The organism is Streptomyces sp. NPDC001832, assembly GCF_040297265.1.
Lineage (GTDB): Bacteria > Actinomycetota > Actinomycetes > Streptomycetales > Streptomycetaceae > Streptomyces.
The window spans coordinates 1-22,981 of record NZ_JBEOYU010000032.1; the positions used below are offsets into that span (position 1 = coordinate 1).

The following is a 22,981-nucleotide window of genomic DNA, read 5'->3' on the forward strand; positions in this document are numbered from 1 at the left end:
GCCTGCGGCGGTGTCGATGGCGGCGCGAATCGTGGGGCTCATGGCCCCAGCCTGGCACTTTAGGTGTGTCTTTCGCAGGGGTTTGCCAGATCGAAACCGGAGCCGCCCTTGGGTACGGAGGCCGGTGACAGGCCCACCGTGAGCTTCTTCTGCGGCCACTCGGCCCCGGAGTTCACGACGGCGGCCCTGACCCGGTCCCGGCTCTCCACCAGGCTCTTGTCCGGCAGCCCCACCAGTGTGAACGCGGCCACCCCCGCCTCCAGGTCCGCCTGGACCTCCACCACCACACCCTCGACACCGACGAGCGCCACCGAATACGCCCGAGCGAAGCCCATCAGGCCACCCCCCGCGCATGCTGCGCGACGGGCGCTCCGCGCCTGGGCAGCACCACACCGACCAGGTCGATCCGGACCCCACCGGGTGGCGGGCCGCCGTGCCGGTGGAGCCAGATCCCGGCCAGCCGTCGCAGTCGCTCCGCCTTGACGGGTGTGACGGCTGCCATCGGATGCTCGAAGGCGCCCGCCCTGCGGGTCTTCACCTCGCAGACCACGAGTGCGTCGCCGTCCATCGCGACGATGTCGATCTCACCGGCACTACAGCGCCAGTTCCGTTCCAGTACGGACATGCCGGCGTCGGCCAGCAGCCGCGCCGCCAGGTCCTCGCCGTACCGCCCAAGTGCCGCCCGTGCGTTCATATCGGCACCACCTCCGGCACCGACTCTGACGCCTCCGGCCCCAACTAGTGGATCTTGGTGGACAACTCCGGGATTGTGGACAACTCAGCCACCCGAAAGCGGGAAATCTCCCGGAAGAACGTCAGCCACCCGGAAGTTCCAGATCGCTCTTGTTGAGCTCCTCGATGTTGACGTCCTTGAATGTCAGCACCCGTACCTGCTTGACGAACCGTGCGGGCCGGTACATGTCCCAGACCCAGGCGTCCGCCATGGATACTTCGAAAAACACCTCACCCTGAACCGAGTGCACCTGCATCTCGTAGTCGTTGGTGAGGTAGAAGCGCCGTTCGGTCTCGATCACATATTTGAACAGACCGACGACATCTCGGTACTCCCGGTAGAGCTTCAGCTCCATCTCGGTCTCGTACTTTTCGAGGTCCTCGGCGCTCATTGGCATGTTCCCCTTCAGCCGTGCGTGCCCCCATTGTGCGCCAGCCTCCGGCACCCCTGGGCGCTTAAGCGATTTCGGGGGCCAGAACCAGTGGCGTTTGCGGAGGACCCTCGTCGAGCAGCGTGCGCAGCAGCTCGGCGAGCCTGGTCGGATACACCGTCTCACGCGCCGCCGACAGTTCGGCGGAGGTCCACCACCTCAGACCCATGACGCTGCGCTGCTCCAGCCCCGTCAGCCCACTGGTATCGACGGCGGTCTGCGTCGTGCGTGCCAGGAAGTACCACTCGTCCTGGTTCCAGCGGCGCCCGTCGAACGGGAACGAGCACATCCGCTGCCAGAGCAGCGGGCCCAGCTCGACTTCGGTGATCCCGGTCTCCTCTGCGAGCTCGCGCAGCGCGGCCTGTTCCCGGGTCTCGTCGCCCTCCAGACCGCCGCCGGGGGTGAACCACCAGGTGCTCTCGGGGTCCTCCGGTTCAAACCCATGTATCAGGAGAATGCGGTCGTCAGGGCCCAGGAGCACCACCCGGGCAACCTTCCGCTTCTCAATGCGCACCGGCAGACAACCTTTCGCGCTTGTTCCGTGCCGACCGCGCGGACCGTGCCGCGATCGGGCCGGATGCGGCACCGGCGAGGATGAGCACCGCACCCGCCACCACGGCCCCTAGCTGCAGCCGCAGCGGTCCGGGCGACGACACCCCGCCGGGGAAGGAGGCGAAGGCCTGCGGCCGCCCGACCATGCCGCCCAGCGGCCAGGCGATGGCGTCCACCCGGGCCTGCACCGCGCTGCGCGGCACGGAGCCCTGCCCAGGGTCGTCCAGGTGGACCCGGGAGTCCAGCGAGGTGCTGCGCTCGTCCCCGAGCAGGAAGAGCTGTCCCTTGGGAACATCCGCGGTGAAGTTGTTCACCGAGGCGAGTCCCTTGGTCTGCAGATACGGTTCCTCAACGGGTTTGCCATTGATCGTGAGCCGGCCCTTGTCGCAGCAGGCGATCTTGTCGCCGCCGATCCCGACGACCCGCTTCACCATCGGCATGTCGCCCCACACCGGATCGGTGAAGACCACCACGTCACCACGGTGCACCTCGCTGCCGTCGATCCGCTGTGCGAGCACCCGGTCGCCGGCGTGCACCGTCGGTGTCATCGACTCGGTCGGCACGATGTACGGCTTGTACACCACGGCCCCCCAGGCGAAGCCGCCGAGGAAGAGCACACAGCCGACGGCCACGGCCAGCCCCGACAGCTTGCTGCCGAGCCGACCGTGGCCGTCACCCGCACGTCCTGTTCCACCCATCCCAGCGCCCCCCACCTCGGAGATCGACAATCGCTGATCCGAGTCGGCACCCTATCCGGCAGTACGCCCGCTGGTCAGCCTCCTGCGACGCCACAACACGAGAGGCAGCGCACCGGCCACGCCAAGTGCTCCCGGGGCCAGGCCCATCGCCGCGTTGACCACCCCCGGCTGCGCGTTGATTCCCGGCTGGTCGAAGGTCTCCGGGACGGGCAGGGTCGCCCAGCGGTTGATCGGCCACGCCACGACGATGGCCCGGCCGACGACGTCGTCGTTGGAGACTGTGCCGCCACCCGGCAGCTCCTGGTGATAGCGGGAGTCGAGGGAGTTCTGACGGTGGTCGCCCATCACCCAGATCCGGCCCTCGGGCACCTTGATCGGGCCGAACGGCTGGTCATTGCAGGAGGTGTTCCCCGGGAAGATGTACGACTGGTCGTCCAGCGCCTTGCCATTGACCACGACGGGACCGTTCTTCTTGCACTCCACCGTGTCGCCGCCGACCGCGATGACCCGCTTGATCAGGTCCTTCTCCTCGACGGACGGCATCAGTCCGATGAAGCTGAGGAACTTCTGGACCGCATTCGGACTGGGCGTCGGGGTGCCCTCCAGCCAGCCGCCCGGATCGTGGAAGACCACGACCTCGCCACGCTTGGGCTCCGCACCGAACCACGGGGTCAGCTTGTCGACCAGCACCCGGTCGCCCCGCTGAAGCGTGTTCTGCATCGAGTCCGAGGGGATCGAGAACGCCTGTACCAGAAACGTCTTGATCAGCAACGCGAGAACCAGCGCGATGCCGATGAGCAGGGGCAGCTCCTTCCAGAAGGAGCGTGGCTTCTGCTGGGACGTACTACCGCCGTTCGGAGTGTCGCCGTCACCCGCCGCGCGGTCCGCCGCCGCTCCGGCGGACTCGATATTTTCCGGCTTGTCCGGCCGGTCCTCGGGTTCGTCGTGTCCGGATCGTGCGCCGACCGCCAAATCCCCCACATCCACTCCTTACTCCGTGCCACCGCCTGCGCCCCAACCGGGGCAGGCCCACCACTCCCATAACGAGCGGGAGTTCCGCAGGGGTCGGGAGAGGGATCGTTCCGTTGGGATCCTTGGACGACACACTATTCGACGGGCCCGACGCCGCAGGCGTCCCGGCGCGCGCGTCAGGGACCGAGTCGAATGTCGCCGGTTCCTCCAGTTTTCGCCAGTGGTCGAAGGGCCAGGCAATCACCACAGCCCGTCCGACGACCTCGTCCTCGGAAACCGTGCCGTGGTTCGGATCATCCAGGTGATAGCGCGAATCGGCCGAATTGGACCGGTGATCGCCCATCACGAAGATCCGGCCGTCCGGAACCTTTACCTCGAATTTGATGAGGGAGGGCGGATCACCGGGATACAGATAGGGCTCATCGAGCGGAACGCCGTTCACGGTGATCCGGCCGTCCTTGTCGCAGCACTTCACCGTGTCACCGCCGACCGCGATCACCCGCTTGATCAGATCCTGTTCGTCGTCGGACGGCAGCAGCCCGATGAATGTCAGTGCCTCCTTCACCTGCTTGACGACGACAGGCGGATCCTTCTTGTCGGCGTTCTCCTGCTTCAGCCAGCCACCCGGGTCCTTGAACACGACGACGTCGCCGCGCTGGGGTCTGGATCCGAACCAGGGCGTCAGCTTGTCCACGAGCACCCGGTCGCCGATCCGGATGGTCTGCTCCATCGACCCCGACGGGATCACGAAGGCCTGAACCAGGAACGTCTTGAGCACGAGCGCGATCAGCAGCGCCACCGTGATGAGAAGGGGGATCTCCCGCACGGCCGACCTGCGCCGCCGCCGCTTGACCTTGCGGGCCAGTCTGCGCCGCTCTGCCCTGGTCGGCAAGGAGCGCGCGGCCGTCGGCCCGCTGCCGACCGGCAGCGGTATCTCGGGGTCGGCCCCGCCCTGCCGCCGCCCGCGGCTACCCATGGGCCCCGCCCGGCGCCCCTACGCCGGCGAAGGCGGCACTCTCCGGCAGCGCGCCCAGCCGGCCCAGCGGCCAGCCGATCCAGTCCACCCTGCCGATCACCATGTCGACCGGGACCATGCCACCGCCCGGTTCTCCCAGGTGGTCACGCGAATCGCGGGAATTGCTGCGGTGGTCGCCCATCATCCACAGCGCGCCGTCGGGCACGACGATGTCGAAGCGCACCCCGGACGGTGCATCTCCCGGATAGAGGTAACCCTCGTCGACCGGCTCACCGTTCACCTCGATTCTTCCGCTTTTGTCGCAGCAGACCACCCGGTCGCCTCCCACGCCCACCACCCGCTTCACGTAGTCGGTCTCGGCAGGCTCTGCCAGCCCCAGGGACGCTGCCACACCGTGCAGCAGCTCGGTGACGGGATTCTCCTGGGGGGCTTCCTGCACGAACGACCCGGTGCCGTCGAAGACCACCACATCGCCGCGCTGCGGTTCGGAGCCAGAACGGTAGGCCAATTTATTGACCAGCACCCGGTCCCCCACCTGCAGTGTGGGCTCCATCGAGCCGCTGGGAATCAAGAAGGGCTGCACCACGAAGGTACTGAGGAGCAGCACGAAGACCGAGCAGACGGCACCGAGTGCGGCGGTCCGCCGCCACGAGATCGAGGCGATCGACCGGTTCGGGATACGCGAGGAGCGCGACCCCTCCTCCGACCCTGCTGCGGGTGCGGAGGAGCGGTCGCGCTCCGAGGGCTTGGCTTCCGTGTCCATCGAGGCCAGAGCTTAACCGGCCGTCCTGTGGACCTGGGAGTTCCGGCCTGGTGCACGATAGCGAGTGCACCAGGCCGTCAGCTCAGTTGTCGCGCTTCTCCTTGATCTTCGCGGCCTTGCCGCGCAGCTCACGGAGGTAGTACAGCTTGGCGCGACGAACGTCACCGCGGGTGACGAGCTCGATCTTCTCGAAGATCGGGCTGTGCACCGGGAAGGTGCGCTCGACGCCGACGCTGAAGGAGACCTTGCGGACCGTGAAGGTCTCGCTGACGCCCGCACCCTGGCGACGGATGACGACGCCCTTGAACTGCTGGATACGGGAGCGGTTGCCCTCGATCACTCGGACGTGGACGTTGACGGTGTCACCGGGGCGGAACGCCGGGATGTCGTTACGCAGCGACGCGGCGTTGACGCCATCGAGCAGGGAAGCCATGTTGTCTGCTTTCTTCGCCGATGCCACAGGTCATCGACGGGAGATAGTAAGGAGATGGGGGTGCTGATCGCGCCGGGCGGGCGTCGTTCCCCCTGTGGCAGGGGCGCACGCCGGACGTACAGCAGCGGCCTATTCTTCCACGGCCTCCGGCCTGCGCCAAAATCGGCCACCGGGCTCCGGCGACCAGCCGAGTATGGAGAGAATCTCGCGGTCCTTCTTGTCGAAGCCGCTCGCCTCGCACCGCTCGATGAGATCGGGCCGGTTGAGCGCGGTACGACGGAACGCCTCGTCCCGCCGCCAGCGTGCGATCTTCCCGTGGTGACCGCTGAGCAGGACGTCCGGGATGCGCCTGCCGCGCCACTCGGGCGGCTTGGTGTAGACGGGCCCCTCCAGCAGATTGGCCATCTCACCGGGGGCGAAGGAGTCGTCACGGTGCGATTCGGCGTTGCCGAGCACGCCGGGCAGCAGCCGGGCCACCGCCTCCGTGATCACCAGCACCGCAGCTTCCCCGCCGGCCAGCACATAGTCCCCGATGGACACCTCGACGACCGGCATGCGGGTCGCGTACTCGTCCATCACGCGCCGGTCGATGCCCTCGTAGCGGGCCGGCGTGAAGATCAGCCAGGGCCGCTCGGAGAGCTCGACGGCAAGTTCCTGCGTGAACGGACGGCCGCTGGGCGTGGGTACCACGAGCACCGGGGAGTGCGCCCCGGCCTCGTACCCGCCCGCCAGCGCGTCGTCCAGCGCCTCACCCCACGGCTCGGTCTTCATGACCATGCCGGGGCCGCCGCCGTACGGGGTGTCGTCGACCGTGTTGTGCCGGTCGTACGTCCAGTCCCGCAGGTCGTGTACGTGCACATCGAGGCGGCCGCGCGCGCGGGCCTTGCCGACGAGCGAGACGTTCAGTGGTTCCAGGTACTCCGGGAAGATCGTGACGACGTCGAGGCGCATCAGACGTCCTTCCCGGAGTCGGTCGCCTCGTCCCCGTCGCCCTCTTCTTCGCGCGAGGAGGCGGTCGCTTCTTCGCGCGAGGAGGCGATCACGGCCTGGCGCTCGTCGATCAGGCCGGGCGGCGGGGTGATCACCGCGCGCTGCTCTTCCAGATCGATCTCGGTGACGATCTCCTCGACGAACGGGATCATCACCTCGCTGCCGTCCGGCCGTTCGACGATGAAGAGATCCTGGGACGGCAGATGCGTGATCTCGGTGATCCGGCCGATCCCGGTGCCGTCGGCGAGGACCACGTCGAGGTCCATGAGCTGATGGTCGTAGAACTCCTCGGGGTCCTCGGGGAGTTCCGCCGGGTCGACCTCGGCGATCAGGAGCGTGTTGCGCAGAGTCTCGGCAGCCGTACGGTCGCGTACCCCCTCGAAGCGGAGCAGCAGCCGTCCGCTGTGCACCCGGCCGGTCTCGATCGTCAGCGGTCCGGCGGTGGCCGGTTCGGTGGCGAGTACGGCCCCGGGCGCGAGCCGCAGCTCCGGCTCGTCCGTACGCACCTCGACGGTGACCTCGCCCTTGATGCCGTGGGCACGGCCGATCCGCGCGACTACCAACTGCACCTTGTGTCTCTCCTGTCATACGACGACGGGCCGGGGCGGGCGCATGGCCCTCCCCGGCCCGTGCCGGTGTTCAACTCTGTCAGCGAACCTGATCCACATCGACGAGGTCGACGCGGATGCCACGGCCGCCGATGGCGCCCACGACGGTACGCAGCGCGCGTGCGGTGCGGCCGTTGCGGCCGATCACCTTACCGAGGTCGTCGGGATGGACCCGGACCTCGAGTACGCGACCACGGCGCAGGTTGCGCGAGGCGACCTGCACATCGTCGGGGTTGTCGACGATGCCCTTCACGAGGTGCTCGAGAGCCTCCTCGAGCATGCTCAGGCCTCGGTCGACTCGGCGGGCGCAGCCGCGTCAGCAGCCTCGTCCGCCTTCTTGTCGGACTTCTTCGCCTTCTGCGTGATGGCCTCGCCCTTGGCCTCCGTGGCGTCGCCCAGAGACTCGAACAGGGCGCGCTTGTCGGCCTTGGGCTCCGGCTGCAGCAGCGGGGCGGGGGCCGGGAGACCCTTGTGGGCCTGCCAGTCACCGGTGAGCTTCAGGATCGCGAGAACCGGCTCGGTCGGCTGGGCGCCGACGGACAGCCAGTACTGCGCACGCTCCGAGTTGACCTCGATGCGCGAGGGGTTCTGCACCGGGTGGTACAGGCCGATCTCCTCGATGGCCCGGCCGTCACGGCGGGTACGGGAATCGGCGACGACGATGCGGTAGTGAGGCGAACGGATCTTGCCCAGACGCTTCAGCTTGATCTTGACTGCCACGGAAGTGGTGTCTCCTGGTCTATGACGTGGTTGGGCACTACGAAGATGCCACGTGGGGTTGCGGTACTCGGGTGCCCGATGGACGCGTCAGCCGGAGGAGAGAGGGGTCCTGTGCGACTGTCGAGTACAGCTAGCCATTGTGCCACACCACTTCGGGTCACCCCACCGCGACCGCGGCTTCCGGGATACGGAACGGCTTTCCGCAGCCGCCGCAGACGATCGGCGCCTGCGCCAGGACGGACGGGACGACGCGCACATTGCGTCCGCAGTCGCAGACGGCCTTGACGCGGACGCCTCCGCCGGAGGATCCGTGCCGGGCGGCCGGGCCACGGAAGGAACGCTTGGTGTCGGCGGCGGTGGCGACCGTATGCGCCTTGAGGGCGCGCTGCAGCCGCTCGATCGTCGGGCGGTACCTGCGCTTGGCCTCGGGATTGAGCGTGACCAGCGAGAAGCCACTGCTGGGATGGGGCTCATCGGCGTGGTCGAGGCCCAACTCCTCGGCGATCGCGAGGAATCGGCGATTGTGGTAACGGCCGGCCCGAGAGGTGTCGCGGACACCTCTCGCGGCGGCGATGCCATGGACTGCCTCGTGCAGCAGTCGTTCGAAGGAGAGCTCGGCGCCACAGGCGGACGAGGACTCTCCGATCAGGGACTCTGGCGCGGCTAGATCCGGCAGCTCGGGGTGGTACCGCTGAATGTCGGCCCACGCCTGCGCCAGCTCTGCGGCAAGTACAGGTGGTGTCGTGCTCACGTCGTGACAACGAGCGCGAGCGCCCCGGTGTTCCGATTCCGGGCCATCCCAAATAATTTGCACGTACCAGTCAGTTGCCGTTGATGCGTCCTGACGAGGGCGGGTGCGCAGATCTGCGGAGAATTCTCACAGCTCACACCAAGGTGGTACGTAGCGGCGCGTACGCCCGGACGCGTAGTGCGACAGCCGTACGCCGGGGTGCCGAGCGGCCCCGCGGTCAGTAGGCGCGGGCTACCAGGGCGACAGTACCGGGGGCATCGTCCGCGTCCGGCACCGACCCGTCCTCGGCGATCAGACACCGCACCGACACCCCGTGCTCCGCGAGTTGGGCCTCCCCCGCCGGGCCGAGGGCCGACCAGGCGATACGCGCCCAGCCGCCCGCGGCCGCAGCCTCCACGGCCTCCTCGACGGATGCGACCTCGCTGGTGGAGGACTCGCGCCGGCTCCGGGACTCGCGCAGCAGCGTCGCCTGGTCCTCCTCGAGGACCGCCGGAAGCAGCGCAGGCAGGGCCTCGATGGCAACCGGCTCCTTCCCGCCCGGGATGCGCCGGACCAGCATCGCGGTGCCGCTCTCCAGATCGCGCGGGCCGACCTCGATCCGTACCGGCACGCCCTTCAGCTCCCAGTCGACCGCGCGGCGACCGAACGGGGTGTCGGTGCGGTCGTCGACCTCGGCCCGGATTCCTGCGGCGTGCAGCCGCTCCCCGATCAACCGGACCGTGCTCAGCACCGCTTCGTCCTCCTTGACCGCGAGAACGACCGCCTGGACGGGCGCGAGCCGCGGCGGCACCCGGAGGCCGTGATCGTCGCCGTGCGCCATGATCAGACCACCGACCATGCGGGTCGACGAGCCCCACGAGGTCTGCCAGACGAGTTCCTGCCTGCCCTCCTTGGACAGGTAGCTGGTATGGAACGCCTTGGCGAAATTGGTGCCGAGTTCATGGCTCGTACCCATCTGCAGGGCCTTGCCGTCCCGCATCCTTGCTTCGAGCGTCAGCGTGTTGACGGCCCCGGCGAACCGCTCGGCCGGGGTCTTGCGGCCGAGAACCACGTCGATGCCCAGCACATTGACCAGGAAGTCCGCGTAGACGTCCCGGTGGATGTACGCCGCGTACTCCCGGGCCTCCTCGTAGGTGGCGTGGGCGGTGTGGCCCTCCTGCCAGAGGAATTCCGTCGTACGGAGAAAGACCCGCGGGCGCATCTCCCAGCGCACGACGTTCGCCCACTGGTTGATCAGCAGCGGCAGATCGCGGTAGCTCTGCACCCACTTCGAGAAGTACTCGTTGATGATCGTTTCGGACGTCGGCCGCACCACCACGGGCTCTTCGAGCTCTTTCCCCCCGGCGTGGGTCACGATCGCGAGCTCCGGCGCGAAGCCCTCGACGTGCTCGGCTTCGCGTGTCAGGTAAGACTGGGGGATGAAGAGCGGGAAGTAGGCGTTCCGGGCGCCCGCCTGTTTGATACGGGCATCCATCTCCTGCTGCATCCGCTCCCACAGGCCGTATCCGTACGGCCGGATGACCATGGTGCCGCGCACCGGACCGTTGTCCGCGAGTTCGGCCTTGTTGATCAGATCCTGGTACCAGCGGGGAAAGTCCTCGGCCTGGGGCGTGAGAACGGGTGCCTTTGCCATGGCGCGCATCGTACGGCGACACCGCCCACCACACAGGGCGACGGGCCCTGCTTCCAGGGGCCGTCCCCACGGCCGCACCACCGGAGCACACAAGCATTGCCACCAGGCCGACACAGGGGGCGGGCGCACACGCGCAGGGGGGAGCATCCACTCGGGCACGACCGATCGGACATGGCTGACCTCTCGGCGGATTGGGGCGCTTCCATGACACCAACGCTCGTCCGGCACCACAGCTACGCGGACACGGCCACCCCGGACTCCGGTGACCGTGTCCGGGACTGGGCCGAGATCCAGGAGCGGATGCTCGCACCGCTTTACGAAGCGGTGTACGAGCGGCTCGAAGTGGGAAGCGGGACCCGGCTGCTCTCCCTCGGCTGCGGCTCCGGTCTCGCGCTTGTGATCGCGGCCGCGCGCGGGGCGCGCGTCACCGGCGTCGACACCGACCCCGAAGCGCTGGCGCTCGCCCGGACCCGGCTCCTGCCCCAGCCGGGGAGCGACGCCGGACAGCCGGCCGGGCATCCGCGGCTCCTGGACGGCGATCCGTCCGCGGCCGCCCCGGCCGACGGAACGCCGTACAACCTGCTCACCGCGTTCACCCCGATCGGCTGCTCGTCCGGCGACGCGGAAGGGCTCGTGGACGCGCTGCGGTCCGCCGTACCGCTGGCCGCCCGTGGCAGCACGGTCGTACTCACCGGGTGGGGTCCGCCGGAGCGGTGCGCGACGGCTCCGGTGCTGCGGGTGGCGGGCCGGCTCTCCGACGGGGCACGGGCGCCCCGCACGGGCGGCTGGCGGCCGTCGCGCCGGGACGATCTCGAGGAAGTGGCGTTCCGGGCCGGTCTGAATCCGGACGGCTCGGGCCGGGTGGCGTGCCCGTTCGGGTACGCGGACACGGACAGTGCGGTAAGGGGGCTGCTGTCGACGCGGCTCTTCGATACGGCGGTTCGGGCGACGGACCGGGAGCAGGTCGCGAGGGAGGTCACGGAGGCCCTGCATCCACACCGGCGCCGGGACGGCACGATCTGGATGCCGAACGTCTTCCGCTATCTCGTGTGCACCATCTGAGCCCGAGTGGCAGCCGCTACTTGCCCAGGCGGGTGATGCCGGCCGCCCGGTAGGCGGCGGCCTCGTCCAGGGTCTCGTTCTCCAGCAGGGCCGCGGCCAGCGAGTCCAGCCTGTCCCGATGCTCGCGCAGGAGCCGGCACGCCGCCTCGTAGCACTCGTCGACGATGCGCCGCATCTCTCCGTCCACCGCGTCGAGCGTCGCGGGGGCCGCCGAGAGTCCGTACGCCTGCTGGGCATCGCTCGGGATCGCCGTCAGCCTGCCCACCCTGTGGCTCATGCCCCAGCGGCCGACCATGCCGCGGGCCAGGTTGGTGACCTGTTCCAGGTCGCTCTCCGCACCCGTGGTGACCATGGCGAAGACCACCTGCTCGGCAGCCATGCCGCCGAGCGCACCGATGATCCGGCCGCGCAGATACTCCTCGGTGTACGAGTACTTGTCGGCCTCCGGCGTCGAAAGGGTGACACCCATGGCCCGGCCGCGCGGCACGATGGTGACCTTGCGGACCGGGTCGGCGCCCGGCTGGAGCATGCCGAGCAGGGCATGCCCGCTCTCGTGGTACGCGGTCCTGCGGCGTTCCTCGTCCGACATGACCAGCGAGCGCTCCGCCCCCAGCTGGACCTTCTCCAGGGCGTCCGAGAGATCGGACTGGCTGACCTCGGCCTGCCTGCGCTTTACGGCCAGCAGCGCGGCCTCATTGGCCAGGTTGGCGAGATCGGCGCCCGTCATACCGGGGGTCGTAACGGCGACCTGGCCCAGGTTCACGTCCTCGGCGAGCGGGATCTGCCGGGTGTGGATCTCCAGGATCGCCTCCCGGCCGCCCCTGTCCGGCGGGCTGACGTGAACGATCCGGTCGAAGCGGCCGGGCCGGGTGAGGGCGGGGTCGAGGACGTCGGCGCGGTTGGTGGCAGCAATCACGACGACGCCCTCCGAACCGGAGAAGCCGTCCATTTCGGTAAGGATCTGGTTGAGCGTCTGCTCGCGCTCGTCGTGGCCGCCCATGCCGGCGCCGCCGCCGCGGGCCCGACCGATGGTGTCGATCTCGTCGATGAAGATGATGGCGGGTGCGACCTTGCGCGCCTCCGCGAAGAGTTCCCGCACCCGGCTCGCGCCGACGCCGACGATCATCTCGATGAACTCGGAGGCCGACGCCGAGAAGAACGGCACCCCGGCCTCGCCCGCGACGGCCCGTGCGAGCAGTGTCTTGCCGGTGCCGGGCGGCCCCGCGAGGAGTACTCCCCCGGGCATGCGGGCGCCCATCTTCCGGTACGCCTGCGGGTTCTTCAGGAAGTCCACGACATCGTTGAGCTCGCCCTCGACTTCGTCGATTCCGGCGACGTCCTGGAAGGTGGTGCGCTTGCCGCCCTCCACCTCGACGGGTTTGGGCGCCGCCTTGCGCCCGAAGCCGCCCATCCCGCCGCCCATGCTCCTGGAGATCCGCCGGGCCATGAACACCCAGATCAGGACGAGCAGCAGCATCGGGGCCAGCGAGATCAGCAGATTCGTGAGGAAGCTGCGCTGCTGGACGACGGGCTCCGCGGTGACTGTGACATCGCCCTTGACCAGCTCGGCCCAGAGGTTGTCGTCCGCGAAGGCGGGCCGCTGCGTGACGAACTCGGTGTACTTCTTGTCGCTCCCCGGGACCTTCGCCTCCTTCTTGAGCTGCCCCTGGATGGTTTCACCCTGGGAGTAGATCTTGGAGACGTTGCCCGAGGTGACCTGCTTGCTGAACTCCGTGTACGCGATCGTCCGCGCCTCCCCTCCGTTGAAGAGGGACAGCACCAGATTGGCGATCAGATAAACGGCGAGCGCGGCCAGCAGGAGTCCGCCCCAGCCCCCTGGCATCTTCCGGCGCGGCGGGGGAGGTGGCGGGGCGCCCTCGGAGCGCCATGGCTGATCGGTTCGATCGCGGGGAGGTACGGGGGTGGTCACGCGTTCTCCTCTACCGACAGCCTGAACGTGACATTAGATGAGAAACCTACCCGAAGCTCTCCGCGGGCGCGTCCAGTGGGTCCACGGAGGGACGCGCACACCCTGGACGAAATCCGCCGGATCGAACCCCTTGTCAATATCCAGAATCCTGTTTACTGTTTCGTTCGTGAACGATTTCGATGACCGTTTCCTCACTCGAAACGGCCTCGCCGCCCGGCAGCTGGCCATCCTGCTGCTCAACCATGAGCCGGAGACCCGCCTGCCCCGGGTGCGCGATTTCGCCACGGAGCTGGGCTGCGGAAACGGGACCGTTCAAGCGGCCCTGCAGCTACTGGAGGATTCCGGGGCGATCGAGACGACCGCCCGCGGCCATCTCGGCACGTTCCTCGCCCACTCGGACCGCTCGGTCCTCTGGCGGCTGTCCGGACTCGGCACACTGCTCGCCGCGATGCCGCTCCCGTACTCACGCAGGTACGAAGGTCTGGCGACCGGGCTGCGCAGTGCCTTCGAGGAGGCGGGCGCCCCGTTCGCGATCACGTTCATGCGGGGCGCCGGAGCCCGGACCGCCGCGCTGCTGGAGGGCAAGGTCGACCTCGTCGTCCTGTCCCGCTTCGCCGCCGACCAGCTGATTGCCGAGCACCCGGTGGAGCTCGTCGCCGACCTCGGCCCCGCCACCTACGTCGGCGCACACGGCATGCTGCTGCGGCACGGCGTCGACCCGGACACCCCTGGGCTGCGGGTCGCCGTCGACCACGCATCCGAGGATCTGCGGATGCTCGTGGAGCGGGTCTTCGCCGGCCGGAAGGACATCCAGTGGCTGGAGGTCTCGTACATGCAGTTGCGCGATCTCTTCGCCCGCGGGGAGGTCGACGCCACCGTCTGGAACCTGGACGAGGTGCAGGACCGGATGGGGCTGGGCGTCGATGTGCTGCCACTCGGCGACGAGGTCACCCGGGAGCTGTCGCTGCGCAACTCCAGCGCGGCGATCATCGGCCGGACCGACGGGACGAAGGCGCTCGCCGCGGTCCGGGACTCGCTCGATCTGTCACTGGTTACCCGGCTGCAGAACGAAGTACTGCGGGGCGAGCGCGTGCCCTCGTACTGACCAGCGGGCCGGGTGACGGAGGTCTCGCCGATGCGGGACTTTCGGCCCACCACAAAATACAAAATCCTGGTTACTGTTGATTTCGGGAAGGATCACCATGGACGACCAACTCGCACTGCGGATCCAGCTCTTCCGCGAAGGCGGTCAGGTCCGGCCCGAGGTGGCCGACTTCGTCACCGCCGAGCTGACCGCCCTCGAAGCCGACGGCCGCACAGTCACCGAGGCGACCGCCGGAATGCTGACCAGTCATCTGATGATGGCGCTTACCCGGCTCCTGGACGGCGAACCAATCGAACAGTTCCTCACCGACGACCAGGTAGCCGCCGAACTGGCCGGCCACCCCGACGCTGTCGAACGTGCCCGCGCCGTGTCCGCGCGGGCCGAGCGGGAGCTCGGCGCCGCGCTCCCCGACTCGGAAATCAACTTCCTCGGCATGCACCTCGCCGTACTGGCCCAGCAGTCACCGGCCACCCCTGCCTCCTGACCGCTCCGGCATGCGGAACAAGCACGTCCGCACACAGAAACAGATCCGCACGCAGAAACAGAAACAGAGAGAAGAGACAGCCATGACGAAGATCCTCACCGGTGGAGTAGGCAAGGTCGAGGTCGCCCAGGCCATCGGCAAACTCGGCGTCGACTCCCTCGAGGTCGTCACCTCCAGCGACATGGATGCCGCGATGAAGCTCCGTGCCGGACAGGCCGACTACTACCTCGGCACCTGCCACACCGGTGCCGGCGCCTCCCTCGGCGTCCTCGTCGGCCTCATGGGCGGTGCCGCCTGCCACACCTTCGGCCGCAGCGTGCCCACCGAGGAGGAGATCACCGCCCTGATCGCCGACGGCAAGAAGGTCTTCGGCTTCTCCATGGACCAGATCGACGCCGTCGCGCCGCTCATGGCCCGCGCCATCGCCGCCCGCGGCTGATCCGGCCACCTCCCCATCATCCCGGGCACGAAGGAGTGATCCGTGAGTACCACACTTGCCGCCGGCACCAGCCTTGACTTCACACTGGCCCAGCAGCTGACCGTCATAGCCCTCTGTGCGCTGACGGCGTACATCTCGCACATGGCTCTGGCGGTCTTCAACGACGGCGTACGTCCGTTCCTGCTGGACTTCATCCAGGGGCGCACCAACCGCAGCGCGACGACGGCGGTCTCCTTCGGCCTCTCCGCCGGCTTCATCTTCGGACTCGGCGCCCCGATGGCACTCTCCACCGGCGTGCTCAACCCGTGGCTCCTCTTCCTGCCCACCGACATCCTCGGCATACTGTCGCCGAAGAAGTGGCTCGCGCCGATCCTGGGCGGCGCCTGGGGCGCGGTCGTCGTCTTCGGACTGAACGGCGCCAACGAGATCGCCCACAACCTGCCCGTCGACTTCATCACCGCCATGCAGGAGATGTCGACGCCGATCCTCTTCCTCTTCACGCTGTTCCCGGTGCTCGCCATCACCAAGCAGTTCGGCCGCAAGTGGGGCGGCATCGCCGGAGTCCTGGAACTCGCCCTGGTCGTCATGACCATGGAGATCTGGCCGAACATGTTCTCCGGATCGCTCGCCATGGCCGCCGGCGTGCTCATGCTGATCGCCCTCGCCGTCGCCAAAGACGTCAAGCAGCGCAAGGCGGACCGCGCCGCGGGTGTCACCGAGGTCGTTCTGGAGGACGACCCGATGGCCTCGCTCTTCAGCGCCAGCGCGGCCCGGCTGCGCAAGTACCTCCCGCTGTTCATGGTGCTCGGCGCCGGGGTCTGTGTGCTGGCCCAGATGCACATATTCGGCGGCGGCGAAGCGACCAGCTTCCTGATCGCCAAGGGGCAGTACGCCGAGGCCGCCCAGGTCGACTTCTACCGGGTATTCGGCTTCATCCCGCTGATCGCGACGACAGCGCTGGCCTCCGGCGCGTACGGCATCGCGGGATTCACCCTGGTCTACCCGATCGGGTATCTGATGCCGAACCCGTTCCTGGCAGCAATCGTCGGCGCCGTGGTCTTCGCCGCCGAGATCCTGGCCCTCTCGTACATCGGCAAGCTCCTCGGCAAGCTCCCCAGTGTCCGGGACTCCTCGGAGCACCTGCGCAGCGCGATCGGTAACACCCTGCACCTCGCGATCCTCTTCGGCTCGCTGATGGCCGCCAACGCCATGGGCGGCGGGCTCGGCATCCTCATCGTCGGCGGTCTCTACCTGCTGAACGACGCGATGGGTCGGCCGGTCGTGAAGATGGCCGCCGCTCCCACCGCGGTCATCGTCGGCGGCATCCTCCTCAACGTCCTGTACTGGCTCAACCTGTTCACCCCGATCAAGGGCTGAGGCCGGGTACGTACACGAAGAAGGAACCCCCCACGATGAACCACCCCGCACCGCGCGTCCTGCGCACCGTCACCGGCGATCTCGCAGCCGATTCCGTGGCCGGCCCCGCCCTCGCCCATGAGCACCTCGTCCTCGACCTGGACCACAGGGGCGACGGCGCGGCCGTCCTCGACCCGGTCCGCCACACCGCGGCGGTCGCCGCCGAGCTCACCGCCCTGCGCGAGGAATTCGGCCTCTGTCTCGTCGTCGAACTGACCTGCCGGGGCATGGGCCGCGACGTCCGCACTTTGGCCCGCATCGCACGGGACGCACAGATCGCCGTCGTCGCCGCGACCGGCTGGTACTACGAGCCGTTCCACACCCCCGAGATCGGCCACAGCAGTATCGAAGAACTCACCGGCACACTCGTCCGGGAGATCGACGGCGGAATCGGCGCCACCGGCATCCGCCCCGGTGTACTCGGCGAGATCGGCAGCCACGGCGACACCCCGACCGCGCCCGAGACCAAGGTGCTGCGCGCCGGTGCGCGGGCCGCCCTCGCCACCGGCCTCTCCGTCGCCACCCACGCCCAGCTCGGCCGCGGCGGAATCGCCCAGCTGGAGCTGCTGACCGGCGAGGGCCTGCCGGCCCACCGCATCAGCATCGGCCACCAGGATCTGCTCGACGACCCCGCCGTCCACAAGGAGCTGGCGGCGAGCGGGGCGTACGTGGCGTTCGACACCGTCGGCAAGGACTCCTACCAGAGCGACGACACCCGGCTGCGGCTGCTGCTCGCCCTCGTGGAGGCCGGGCACGCCGACCGGGTCCTGCTCAGCTGCGACATCTCCCGCCACGGCTACCTCAGGGACGAGGGCGGCCAGGGATACGGGCATCTCTTCCGCAGCTTCCTGCCCAAAGCCCGTGCGGCCGGTGTCGACGACGACCTGATCGACCTGATGACCCGCCGTAATCCGCTGCGCTTCCTGACCGGCGCACGAGTGGAGGAGTTCTGACCATGAACCCTGTACTTCCGCAGACCTACCCGCTCGCGACGGTCGAGCTGGACGAGGCGATCGCCAGACAGTTCCGGCTCCTGGAGGCCACCGCCGCGCACTTCGAGGGCCACCGGCTCTTCGACGCGGACGCCGGAGTCGTCCCTGGTCTCGGCCGCCCCCGCACCACCGCCCGTGTCGAAGCCGTACTCGCGGACTTCTTCGGTGCCGAGGACGCCGCCTTCGTCCAGGGGGCGGGCACCGGCGCGATCCGCGCCGCCCTGGGCGCCGCCGTACAGGCGGGCGACCCGCTGCTCATCCACCGGGCCCCCGTCTACCGCACCACCGAGGTCACCCTGCGCGGCATCGGTGTACGGACCGTCGAGGTCGACTTCAACGACGCGCGTGCGCTGCGCGAGGCCCTGGAGTCCGGCCGGTTCCGGTGGGCCTACGTCCAGCACACCCGGCAGCGGCTCGCCGACTCGTACGACCCCGCAGAGGTCCTCGCCGCCTGCCGGACCGCCGGAGTCCGCACCGTCGTCGACGACAACTACGCCGTCATGCGCACCCCCGCCGCAGGAGTGGAACTCGGCGCCGACGCGTCCTGCTTCTCCCTGTTCAAACTGCACGGCCCCGAAGGCGTCGGCATCGTGGTCGGCGCCCGCGATCTGGTCGGGAACATCCGCCGCGACAACTACTCCGGCGGCGGTCAGGTCCAGGGCCATCAGGCGCTCGACGCCCTGCGCGCCCTCACCCACGTGCCCGTCATGTGGTCGGTGCAGTCCCGGGTCGGCGCCGAGGTCGCCAAGCGGCTGGCCGCGGGCGAGGTGGACGGCGTCGCCGAGGTACGGATCGCCAACGCCCAGGACCGCTGCCTGCTCGTCCGCCTCGACCGGCCGGTCGCGAAGGAGCTGCCCGCCGTCGCCGCCCGCTTCGGAGCCGCCCCCTACCCCGTCGGCTCCAACTCGCGCTACGAGATCGCGCCGCTCTTCTACCGCATGTCCAGCTCCGCCCTGGACGACTCCCCCGAGCTGGCCGACTGGACCGTACGCATCAACCCGATGCGGGCGGGCGCGGATCTCGTCATCGACATCCTGCGCCGCTCGCTCGACGCGCTGAACGACCCGAAGGGCGACTGACCGTGTTTCTCGACACCGTGCTCACCAGAAACCCCGAGCTCGTCGACGCCGCGGCCACCCTTCACCGGCGCGGCGAGATCCCGCCCGACACCTACGTGATGGACCTCGACACCATCGAGGCCAACGCCGCGCTGCTGGCGGCCGAGGCCGAACGGGTCGGCATCGATCTCTGGTTCGTCGTCAAACAGCTGGGCCGCAACCCCGAGCTGATCAGGGCCGTCGCCCGGCACATCCCCAGGTTCGCCGCGATCGATCCGCCCGAGGCCCGCACCCTGCACGCCGCGGGTGCACAGGCCGGCAATCTCGGCCACCTGGTCCAGATCCCCCGCCTCGCACTGCCCGAGATGCTGGCCTGGCGCCCCGAGACCGTCACCGTGTTCGACCTCGCCAATGCCCGGGCCGTGTCCGAGACCGCCCAGCGGCTCGGCTTCGTCCAGGACGTTCTCGTACGTCTCGAAGGCGCCGAGGGCACCGTCTACCCCGGCCAGGAAGGCGGCGTCCCGCTCGGCCGCCTCGACGCGTTCGCCGAAGCGGCCGAGCGACTGGCCGGAATCCGGATCGCGGGTGTCACCGCCTTCCCTTGCGTCCTGTGCGACCCGGCGACCGGCATCCCCCACGCCACCCCCAACTTCGCGCTCGCCGTCAAGGCCCGCGAAGTCCTGGCCGCCCGGGGACACGAGCACCTCATGCTGAGCGCCCCCAGCGCCACCTCGATGGCCTCCCTCCCACTGCTCGCCGAACTCGGCGCCACCCACGGCGAACCCGGCCACGCCCTCACCGGCACCACCCCACTGCACGCCCTCGACCCACAGCAGCCCGAGAAGCCCGGGTACGTGTACGTCAGCGAGATCGCCCACACCCTCGACGACGGCCGCCCGGCGATCCGCGGCGGCGGCTTCTACGCCCGGTCCCACATCCGTAGCGCCCTGCTGCCGCGCACCGGCGCACGCCTCGGCGTGCAGGCCGCGCCCGCCGAGAACATCGACTACTACCGGCTGCTCGACGCTCCCGCCGACGGCCAGGACATCCGGCTCGGCGACACCGCGCTGCTCGCCTTCCGTACCCAGATCTTCGTTACCCGCTCGACCGTCGCCGTCGTCTCCGGGCTCGCCTCGGGCACTCCCCGGCTGAACGGTCTGTACGACGCCCAGGGCCGGGCCCTGTAACGACCTCGCCCACGATTGGCAGACGCCGCTGCCAATCGTGGGCGAGGTCGTAAGGCCGACCCCTGAACAGGAGGCACCCATGGCCAAGACCGTCATCGTCGTCATCGACGGATTCGGCATCGGCGCGATGCCCGACGCGGGCACCCTGCGCCCCGGCGATCTCACCGCCGACACCTGCGGACACGTCCTCGACCACTGCCGCGCGGCCCTCGGCCGGCCGCTGCGCCTGCCGGTACTCGGCGCGCTGGGTCTCGGCCTGGTCCACCCGCACCAGGACCTCGCCCGCCGCACGCATCTGCCGGTCGCCGCGGGCCGCGCCGCGCTCGGCTATCCCGGCGCCGACACCTTCGCGGGCCATCAGACGATGATGGGCGCCGACTTCAGCCGGGTCACCGTGGCCCGGCTCGCCGACCATCTGGACAAGGTGGCCACCGCCCTCGAAGCAGCCGGCCACCGAGTCGAACCGCTGGACGGCAAGCCGCTCCTCGTGGTCGACGGCCAGGTCCTCGTCCACGACAACCTGGAGGCCGATCCCGGGATCAACTGGAACACCTCCGGCCGCCTGGAGGACCTGTCCTTCGACGGCCCCGGCGGGATCCTCGCCATCGCCCGTACCGTCCGCGCAGTCGCGCCCGTCGCCCGGGTCATCGCGGTCGGCGGGCACGCGGACGGCCCGCTGAGGCAGTTCGTGCGACCCGGCGATGCGGGAACCGTCGGCCTCGACACCCCTGCCACCGGCTTCTACCGCAACGGCGGCCTCGAAGTCCAGCACCTGGGCGCCGAACTCGACCACACCCGCCAGCTCCCCGGCCTGGCCGCCCGCGCCGGCATCCCGGTCACCCTGGTGGGGAAGGCCGCCGACATCCTGGCCTGCGATGCGGCGCGCCGGCACCCTGCCGTGCAGACCGCCGAGGTGCTCTCGTACACGCTCGAAGCGGTACGCGCCCCGGGCGACGCGCTCGTCGTCGCCAACGTCCAGGAGACCGACCTGGCGGGGCACCAGCAGGACACCAAGCGCTACGGACACCTCCTGGAACAGGTGGACGCCGGGCTCGCCGGGCTCGTGGCGCTGCTCGACGGCCCCGGCGACCGGCTGATCGTCACCGGCGACCACGGGAACGACCCCACGATCGGGCACGCTTACCACACCCGTGAGTACGTGCCGGTGCTGATCCACCGGCCCGGCACGGACGGCGTGGAACTGCTGCCGGACGCGGACAGCCTCGCGGATGTGGGCGCCACCGCGGCGGTATCGCTGTCCCTGGACCCGGCGGGACTGGCCAACGGCACGACACTGCGGCCAGGACGGCACGCCGCATAAGCATGCGCGAGGGGCGCCCACGATCGTGGGCGCCCCTCGCGCATGTCGCCGGGCGATCAGCCCATGAACTTCCTGAACTCGTCCGGCAGCTCGAAGTTCTTGTCCTGCTGCGTCGGCAGACCGAACGCGCCGCCCTGCGCCGCCGCCTGCTCACGACGGGCCGCCGCGGCCTGCTCCTCGGCCTTGCGCTTCATCGGATTGCCGCTCTTGCGCTTGCCCTTGGCCTGCTTGGCCTGCTTCTTCTGCCGACCGGGGCCGCCGCCCATGCCCGGCATCCCGGGCATCCCCGGCATGCCGCCGCCCTGCGCCATCTTCGACATCATCTTGCGCGCTTCGAAGAACCGCTCCACCAGGTTCTTCACGGCACTGACCTCGACACCGGAACCCTTGGCGATACGGGCCCGTCGCGAACCGTTGATGATCGTCGGCTCGGCGCGTTCCTTCGGGGTCATCGACTTGATGATCGCGGCGGTACGGTCCACGTCGCGCTCGTCGATGTTGTTGATCTGGTCCTTGATCTGCCCCATGCCGGGCAGCATCCCGAGCAGCTTGGAGATGGAGCCCATCTTCCTGACCTGCTCCATCTGGGCCAGGAAGTCGTCGAGCGTGAAGTCCTTGCCCTTGCTGGACGCCAGCTTGGAGGCCATTTTGGCGGCCTCTTCCTGGCTGAAGGTCTTCTCCGCCTGCTCGATCAGGGTGAGCAGGTCACCCATGTCGAGAATGCGGGACGCCATGCGGTCGGGGTGGAAGGCGTCGAAGTCCTCGAGCTTCTCACCGTTCGACGCGAACATGATCTGCTTGCCCGTGACGTGGGCGATCGACAGGGCCGCACCACCGCGGGCGTCACCGTCGAGCTTGGAGAGCACCACGCCGTCGAAGCCGACGCCGTCGCGGAAGGCCTCGGCGGTGTTGACCGCGTCCTGACCGATCATCGCGTCGACGACGAAGAGGATCTCGTCGGGGCCGATGGCGTCGCGGATGTCCGCGGCCTGCTGCATCAGCTCCTGGTCGATACCGAGGCGGCCGGCGGTGTCGACGATGACGATGTCGTGGACCTTGGCCTTGGCGAACTCGATCGAGTCCTTGGCGACCTGGACCGGGTCGCCGACGCCGTTGCCCGGCTGAGGCGCGTACACCGCGACACCGGCGCGGTCGGCGACGACGCTGAGCTGGTTGACGGCGTTGGGGCGCTGGAGGTCACAGGCGACGAGCAGCGGGGAGTGGCCCTGTCCCTTGAGCCAGAGGCCGAGCTTTCCGGCGAGGGTGGTCTTACCGGCACCTTGGAGACCGGCGAGCATGATCACGGTGGGCGGGTTCTTGGCGAACCGCAGCCGCCGGGTCTCACCGCCGAGGATGCCTACGAGCTCCTCGTTGACGATCTTGACGACCTGCTGGGCGGGATTCAGCGCCTGGGAGACCTCGGCGCCGCGCGCCCGCTCCTTGACGTTGGCGATGAAGGCGCGGACGACGGGCAGCGCGACATCCGCTTCGAGCAGCGCGATACGGATCTCGCGGGCCGTGGCGTCGATGTCCGCCTCGGACAAGCGGCCCTTGCCCCGGAGGTTCTTGAAAGTCGCGCTAAGGCGGTCGGAGAGAGTATCGAACACGGCGCTCGTCGGTCCTCAGGGTCGGGGGCGGGGCAAGTCGGTCGTCCCCAAGGGTATCCGGACCCCGGGCACCACAAAGCCCTCGCCCGGTTCTCATGGGCGGACGAACGCCTGTGGACGA

Annotated in this window: 25 protein-coding genes and 1 pseudogene; 9 read left to right on the forward strand and 17 right to left on the reverse strand. The window is 69.1% G+C overall.

Annotated elements, in window-relative coordinates:
• Positions 1-74: 74 nt before the first annotated feature.
• From ABT115_RS22415 to proS, 15 genes and pseudogenes are all read right to left on the reverse strand, one after another.
• Positions 75-335: pseudogene (locus tag ABT115_RS22415) on the reverse strand (magnesium chelatase domain-containing protein); the annotation flags it as partial.
• Positions 335-694: a YraN family protein gene (locus ABT115_RS22420; protein ID WP_351792633.1), complete on the reverse strand. Its 360-nt coding sequence runs from the start codon at positions 692-694 to the stop codon at positions 335-337. The pseudogene ABT115_RS22415 and the gene ABT115_RS22420, both read right to left, overlap by 1 nt.
• Positions 695-815: 121 nt before the next feature.
• The gene (locus ABT115_RS22425; RefSeq protein WP_003965949.1) at positions 816-1,124 is read right to left on the reverse strand and encodes a DUF2469 domain-containing protein; all 309 of its coding nucleotides are present in this window, start codon (positions 1,122-1,124) and stop codon (positions 816-818) included.
• 64 nt (positions 1,125-1,188) lie between these two features.
• Positions 1,189-1,677 (reverse strand): NUDIX hydrolase, encoded by a 489-nt coding sequence (locus ABT115_RS22430; protein WP_351792636.1) that lies wholly within the window; start codon positions 1,675-1,677, stop codon positions 1,189-1,191.
• A complete protein-coding gene (gene lepB / locus ABT115_RS22435) occupies positions 1,667-2,413 on the reverse strand; it encodes a signal peptidase I (protein ID WP_351792639.1) in 747 nt (248 codons plus the stop codon). Before lepB (ABT115_RS22435) ends, ABT115_RS22430 begins: the two co-directional genes overlap by 11 nt.
• 51 nt (positions 2,414-2,464) lie before the next feature.
• On the reverse strand, positions 2,465-3,385 hold the full coding sequence (gene lepB, locus ABT115_RS22440; RefSeq protein ID WP_351792811.1) for a signal peptidase I: 921 nt from the start codon (positions 3,383-3,385) through the stop codon (positions 2,465-2,467).
• The gene (lepB, locus tag ABT115_RS22445; protein WP_351792641.1) at positions 3,282-4,361 is read right to left on the reverse strand and encodes a signal peptidase I; all 1,080 of its coding nucleotides are present in this window, start codon (positions 4,359-4,361) and stop codon (positions 3,282-3,284) included. The genes lepB (ABT115_RS22440) and lepB (ABT115_RS22445) overlap by 104 nt, the downstream gene beginning before the upstream one ends.
• The gene (gene lepB, locus ABT115_RS22450) at positions 4,354-5,124 is read right to left on the reverse strand and encodes a signal peptidase I (protein WP_351792643.1); all 771 of its coding nucleotides are present in this window, start codon (positions 5,122-5,124) and stop codon (positions 4,354-4,356) included. Before lepB (ABT115_RS22450) ends, lepB (ABT115_RS22445) begins: the two co-directional genes overlap by 8 nt.
• Positions 5,125-5,206: 82 nt before the next feature.
• The gene (gene rplS / locus ABT115_RS22455) at positions 5,207-5,557 is read right to left on the reverse strand and encodes a 50S ribosomal protein L19 (protein WP_351792646.1); all 351 of its coding nucleotides are present in this window, start codon (positions 5,555-5,557) and stop codon (positions 5,207-5,209) included.
• 129 nt (positions 5,558-5,686) lie between these two features.
• Positions 5,687-6,508: a tRNA (guanosine(37)-N1)-methyltransferase TrmD gene (trmD, locus tag ABT115_RS22460; RefSeq protein ID WP_351792649.1), complete on the reverse strand. Its 822-nt coding sequence runs from the start codon at positions 6,506-6,508 to the stop codon at positions 5,687-5,689.
• Entirely contained in the window at positions 6,508-7,116 is a 609-nt protein-coding gene (gene rimM, locus ABT115_RS22465; protein ID WP_351792652.1) for a ribosome maturation factor RimM, read from the reverse strand. Before rimM ends, trmD begins: the two co-directional genes overlap by 1 nt.
• Before the next feature lie 79 nt (positions 7,117-7,195).
• Positions 7,196-7,435, reverse strand: a complete 240-nt coding sequence (locus tag ABT115_RS22470) for an RNA-binding protein (RefSeq protein WP_005311361.1) — start codon at positions 7,433-7,435, stop codon at positions 7,196-7,198.
• 2 nt (positions 7,436-7,437) lie between these two features.
• On the reverse strand, positions 7,438-7,875 hold the full coding sequence (gene rpsP, locus ABT115_RS22475) for a 30S ribosomal protein S16 (RefSeq protein WP_351792654.1): 438 nt from the start codon (positions 7,873-7,875) through the stop codon (positions 7,438-7,440).
• A 157-nt stretch (positions 7,876-8,032) separates the two neighbouring features.
• Positions 8,033-8,626: a hypothetical protein gene (locus ABT115_RS22480; RefSeq protein ID WP_351792657.1), complete on the reverse strand. Its 594-nt coding sequence runs from the start codon at positions 8,624-8,626 to the stop codon at positions 8,033-8,035.
• A 217-nt stretch (positions 8,627-8,843) separates the two neighbouring features.
• Positions 8,844-10,259: a proline--tRNA ligase gene (proS, locus tag ABT115_RS22485; protein ID WP_351792660.1), complete on the reverse strand. Its 1,416-nt coding sequence runs from the start codon at positions 10,257-10,259 to the stop codon at positions 8,844-8,846.
• Positions 10,260-10,463: 204 nt separating this feature from the next.
• Here proS and ABT115_RS22490 point away from each other — a divergent pair, with 204 nt between their 5' ends.
• On the forward strand, positions 10,464-11,321 hold the full coding sequence (locus ABT115_RS22490) for a class I SAM-dependent methyltransferase (RefSeq protein WP_351792814.1): 858 nt from the start codon (positions 10,464-10,466) through the stop codon (positions 11,319-11,321).
• Positions 11,322-11,337: 16 nt separating this feature from the next.
• On the opposite strand, the gene ftsH is transcribed toward ABT115_RS22490, so the two are convergent.
• Complete coding sequence (gene ftsH, locus ABT115_RS22495) at positions 11,338-13,251, reverse strand: ATP-dependent zinc metalloprotease FtsH (RefSeq protein ID WP_351792663.1); 1,914 nt, start codon at positions 13,249-13,251, stop codon at positions 11,338-11,340.
• A 166-nt stretch (positions 13,252-13,417) separates the two neighbouring features.
• Here ftsH and yhfZ point away from each other — a divergent pair, with 166 nt between their 5' ends.
• The 8 genes from yhfZ (at position 13,418) to ABT115_RS22535 (ending at position 21,253) form a co-directional block, all read left to right on the forward strand.
• On the forward strand, positions 13,418-14,356 hold the full coding sequence (yhfZ, locus tag ABT115_RS22500) for a GntR family transcriptional regulator YhfZ (protein WP_351792667.1): 939 nt from the start codon (positions 13,418-13,420) through the stop codon (positions 14,354-14,356).
• A gap of 97 nt (positions 14,357-14,453) precedes the next feature.
• Positions 14,454-14,840 (forward strand): PRD domain-containing protein, encoded by a 387-nt coding sequence (locus tag ABT115_RS22505; protein ID WP_351792670.1) that lies wholly within the window; start codon positions 14,454-14,456, stop codon positions 14,838-14,840.
• Positions 14,841-14,922: 82 nt separating this feature from the next.
• Positions 14,923-15,279, forward strand: a complete 357-nt coding sequence (locus ABT115_RS22510) for a DUF2620 domain-containing protein (protein ID WP_351792673.1) — start codon at positions 14,923-14,925, stop codon at positions 15,277-15,279.
• Positions 15,280-15,321: 42 nt separating this feature from the next.
• Positions 15,322-16,656, forward strand: a complete 1,335-nt coding sequence (locus tag ABT115_RS22515) for a YhfT family protein (RefSeq protein ID WP_351792675.1) — start codon at positions 15,322-15,324, stop codon at positions 16,654-16,656.
• A gap of 35 nt (positions 16,657-16,691) precedes the next feature.
• Positions 16,692-17,648, forward strand: a complete 957-nt coding sequence (locus ABT115_RS22520) for a phosphotriesterase family protein (RefSeq protein ID WP_351792678.1) — start codon at positions 16,692-16,694, stop codon at positions 17,646-17,648.
• A gap of 2 nt (positions 17,649-17,650) precedes the next feature.
• Positions 17,651-18,766 (forward strand): aminotransferase class V-fold PLP-dependent enzyme, encoded by a 1,116-nt coding sequence (locus ABT115_RS22525; RefSeq protein ID WP_351792680.1) that lies wholly within the window; start codon positions 17,651-17,653, stop codon positions 18,764-18,766.
• Positions 18,767-18,768: 2 nt separating this feature from the next.
• On the forward strand, positions 18,769-19,932 hold the full coding sequence (locus ABT115_RS22530; protein WP_351792683.1) for an alanine racemase: 1,164 nt from the start codon (positions 18,769-18,771) through the stop codon (positions 19,930-19,932).
• A gap of 79 nt (positions 19,933-20,011) precedes the next feature.
• Entirely contained in the window at positions 20,012-21,253 is a 1,242-nt protein-coding gene (locus ABT115_RS22535) for a phosphopentomutase (protein ID WP_351792686.1), read from the forward strand.
• A 56-nt stretch (positions 21,254-21,309) separates the two neighbouring features.
• On the opposite strand, the gene ffh is transcribed toward ABT115_RS22535, so the two are convergent.
• The gene (ffh, locus tag ABT115_RS22540; protein ID WP_351792688.1) at positions 21,310-22,860 is read right to left on the reverse strand and encodes a signal recognition particle protein; all 1,551 of its coding nucleotides are present in this window, start codon (positions 22,858-22,860) and stop codon (positions 21,310-21,312) included.
• Positions 22,861-22,981: the final 121 nt, after the last annotated feature.

Bases quoted from the DNA above. Each gene is read 5' to 3' on its own strand.
- ABT115_RS22420 (WP_351792633.1), bottom strand. From the start codon at position 694: ATGAACGCACGGGCGGCACTTGGGCGGTACGGCGAGGACCTGGCGGCG.
- ABT115_RS22425 (WP_003965949.1), bottom strand. From the start codon at position 1,124: ATGAGCGCCGAGGACCTCGAAAAGTACGAGACCGAGATGGAGCTGAAG.
- lepB (WP_351792639.1), bottom strand. From the start codon at position 2,413: ATGGGTGGAACAGGACGTGCGGGTGACGGCCACGGTCGGCTCGGCAGC.
- lepB (WP_351792641.1), bottom strand. From the start codon at position 4,361: ATGGGTAGCCGCGGGCGGCGGCAGGGCGGGGCCGACCCCGAGATACCG.
- lepB (WP_351792643.1), bottom strand. From the start codon at position 5,124: ATGGACACGGAAGCCAAGCCCTCGGAGCGCGACCGCTCCTCCGCACCC.
- rplS (WP_351792646.1), bottom strand. From the start codon at position 5,557: ATGGCTTCCCTGCTCGATGGCGTCAACGCCGCGTCGCTGCGTAACGAC.
- trmD (WP_351792649.1), bottom strand. From the start codon at position 6,508: ATGCGCCTCGACGTCGTCACGATCTTCCCGGAGTACCTGGAACCACTG.
- ABT115_RS22470 (WP_005311361.1), bottom strand. From the start codon at position 7,435: ATGCTCGAGGAGGCTCTCGAGCACCTCGTGAAGGGCATCGTCGACAAC.
- proS (WP_351792660.1), bottom strand. From the start codon at position 10,259: ATGGCAAAGGCACCCGTTCTCACGCCCCAGGCCGAGGACTTTCCCCGC.
- ABT115_RS22490 (WP_351792814.1), top strand. From the start codon at position 10,464: ATGACACCAACGCTCGTCCGGCACCACAGCTACGCGGACACGGCCACC.
- ABT115_RS22505 (WP_351792670.1), top strand. From the start codon at position 14,454: ATGGACGACCAACTCGCACTGCGGATCCAGCTCTTCCGCGAAGGCGGT.
- ABT115_RS22510 (WP_351792673.1), top strand. From the start codon at position 14,923: ATGACGAAGATCCTCACCGGTGGAGTAGGCAAGGTCGAGGTCGCCCAG.
- ABT115_RS22520 (WP_351792678.1), top strand. From the start codon at position 16,692: ATGAACCACCCCGCACCGCGCGTCCTGCGCACCGTCACCGGCGATCTC.
- ABT115_RS22525 (WP_351792680.1), top strand. From the start codon at position 17,651: ATGAACCCTGTACTTCCGCAGACCTACCCGCTCGCGACGGTCGAGCTG.
- ABT115_RS22535 (WP_351792686.1), top strand. From the start codon at position 20,012: ATGGCCAAGACCGTCATCGTCGTCATCGACGGATTCGGCATCGGCGCG.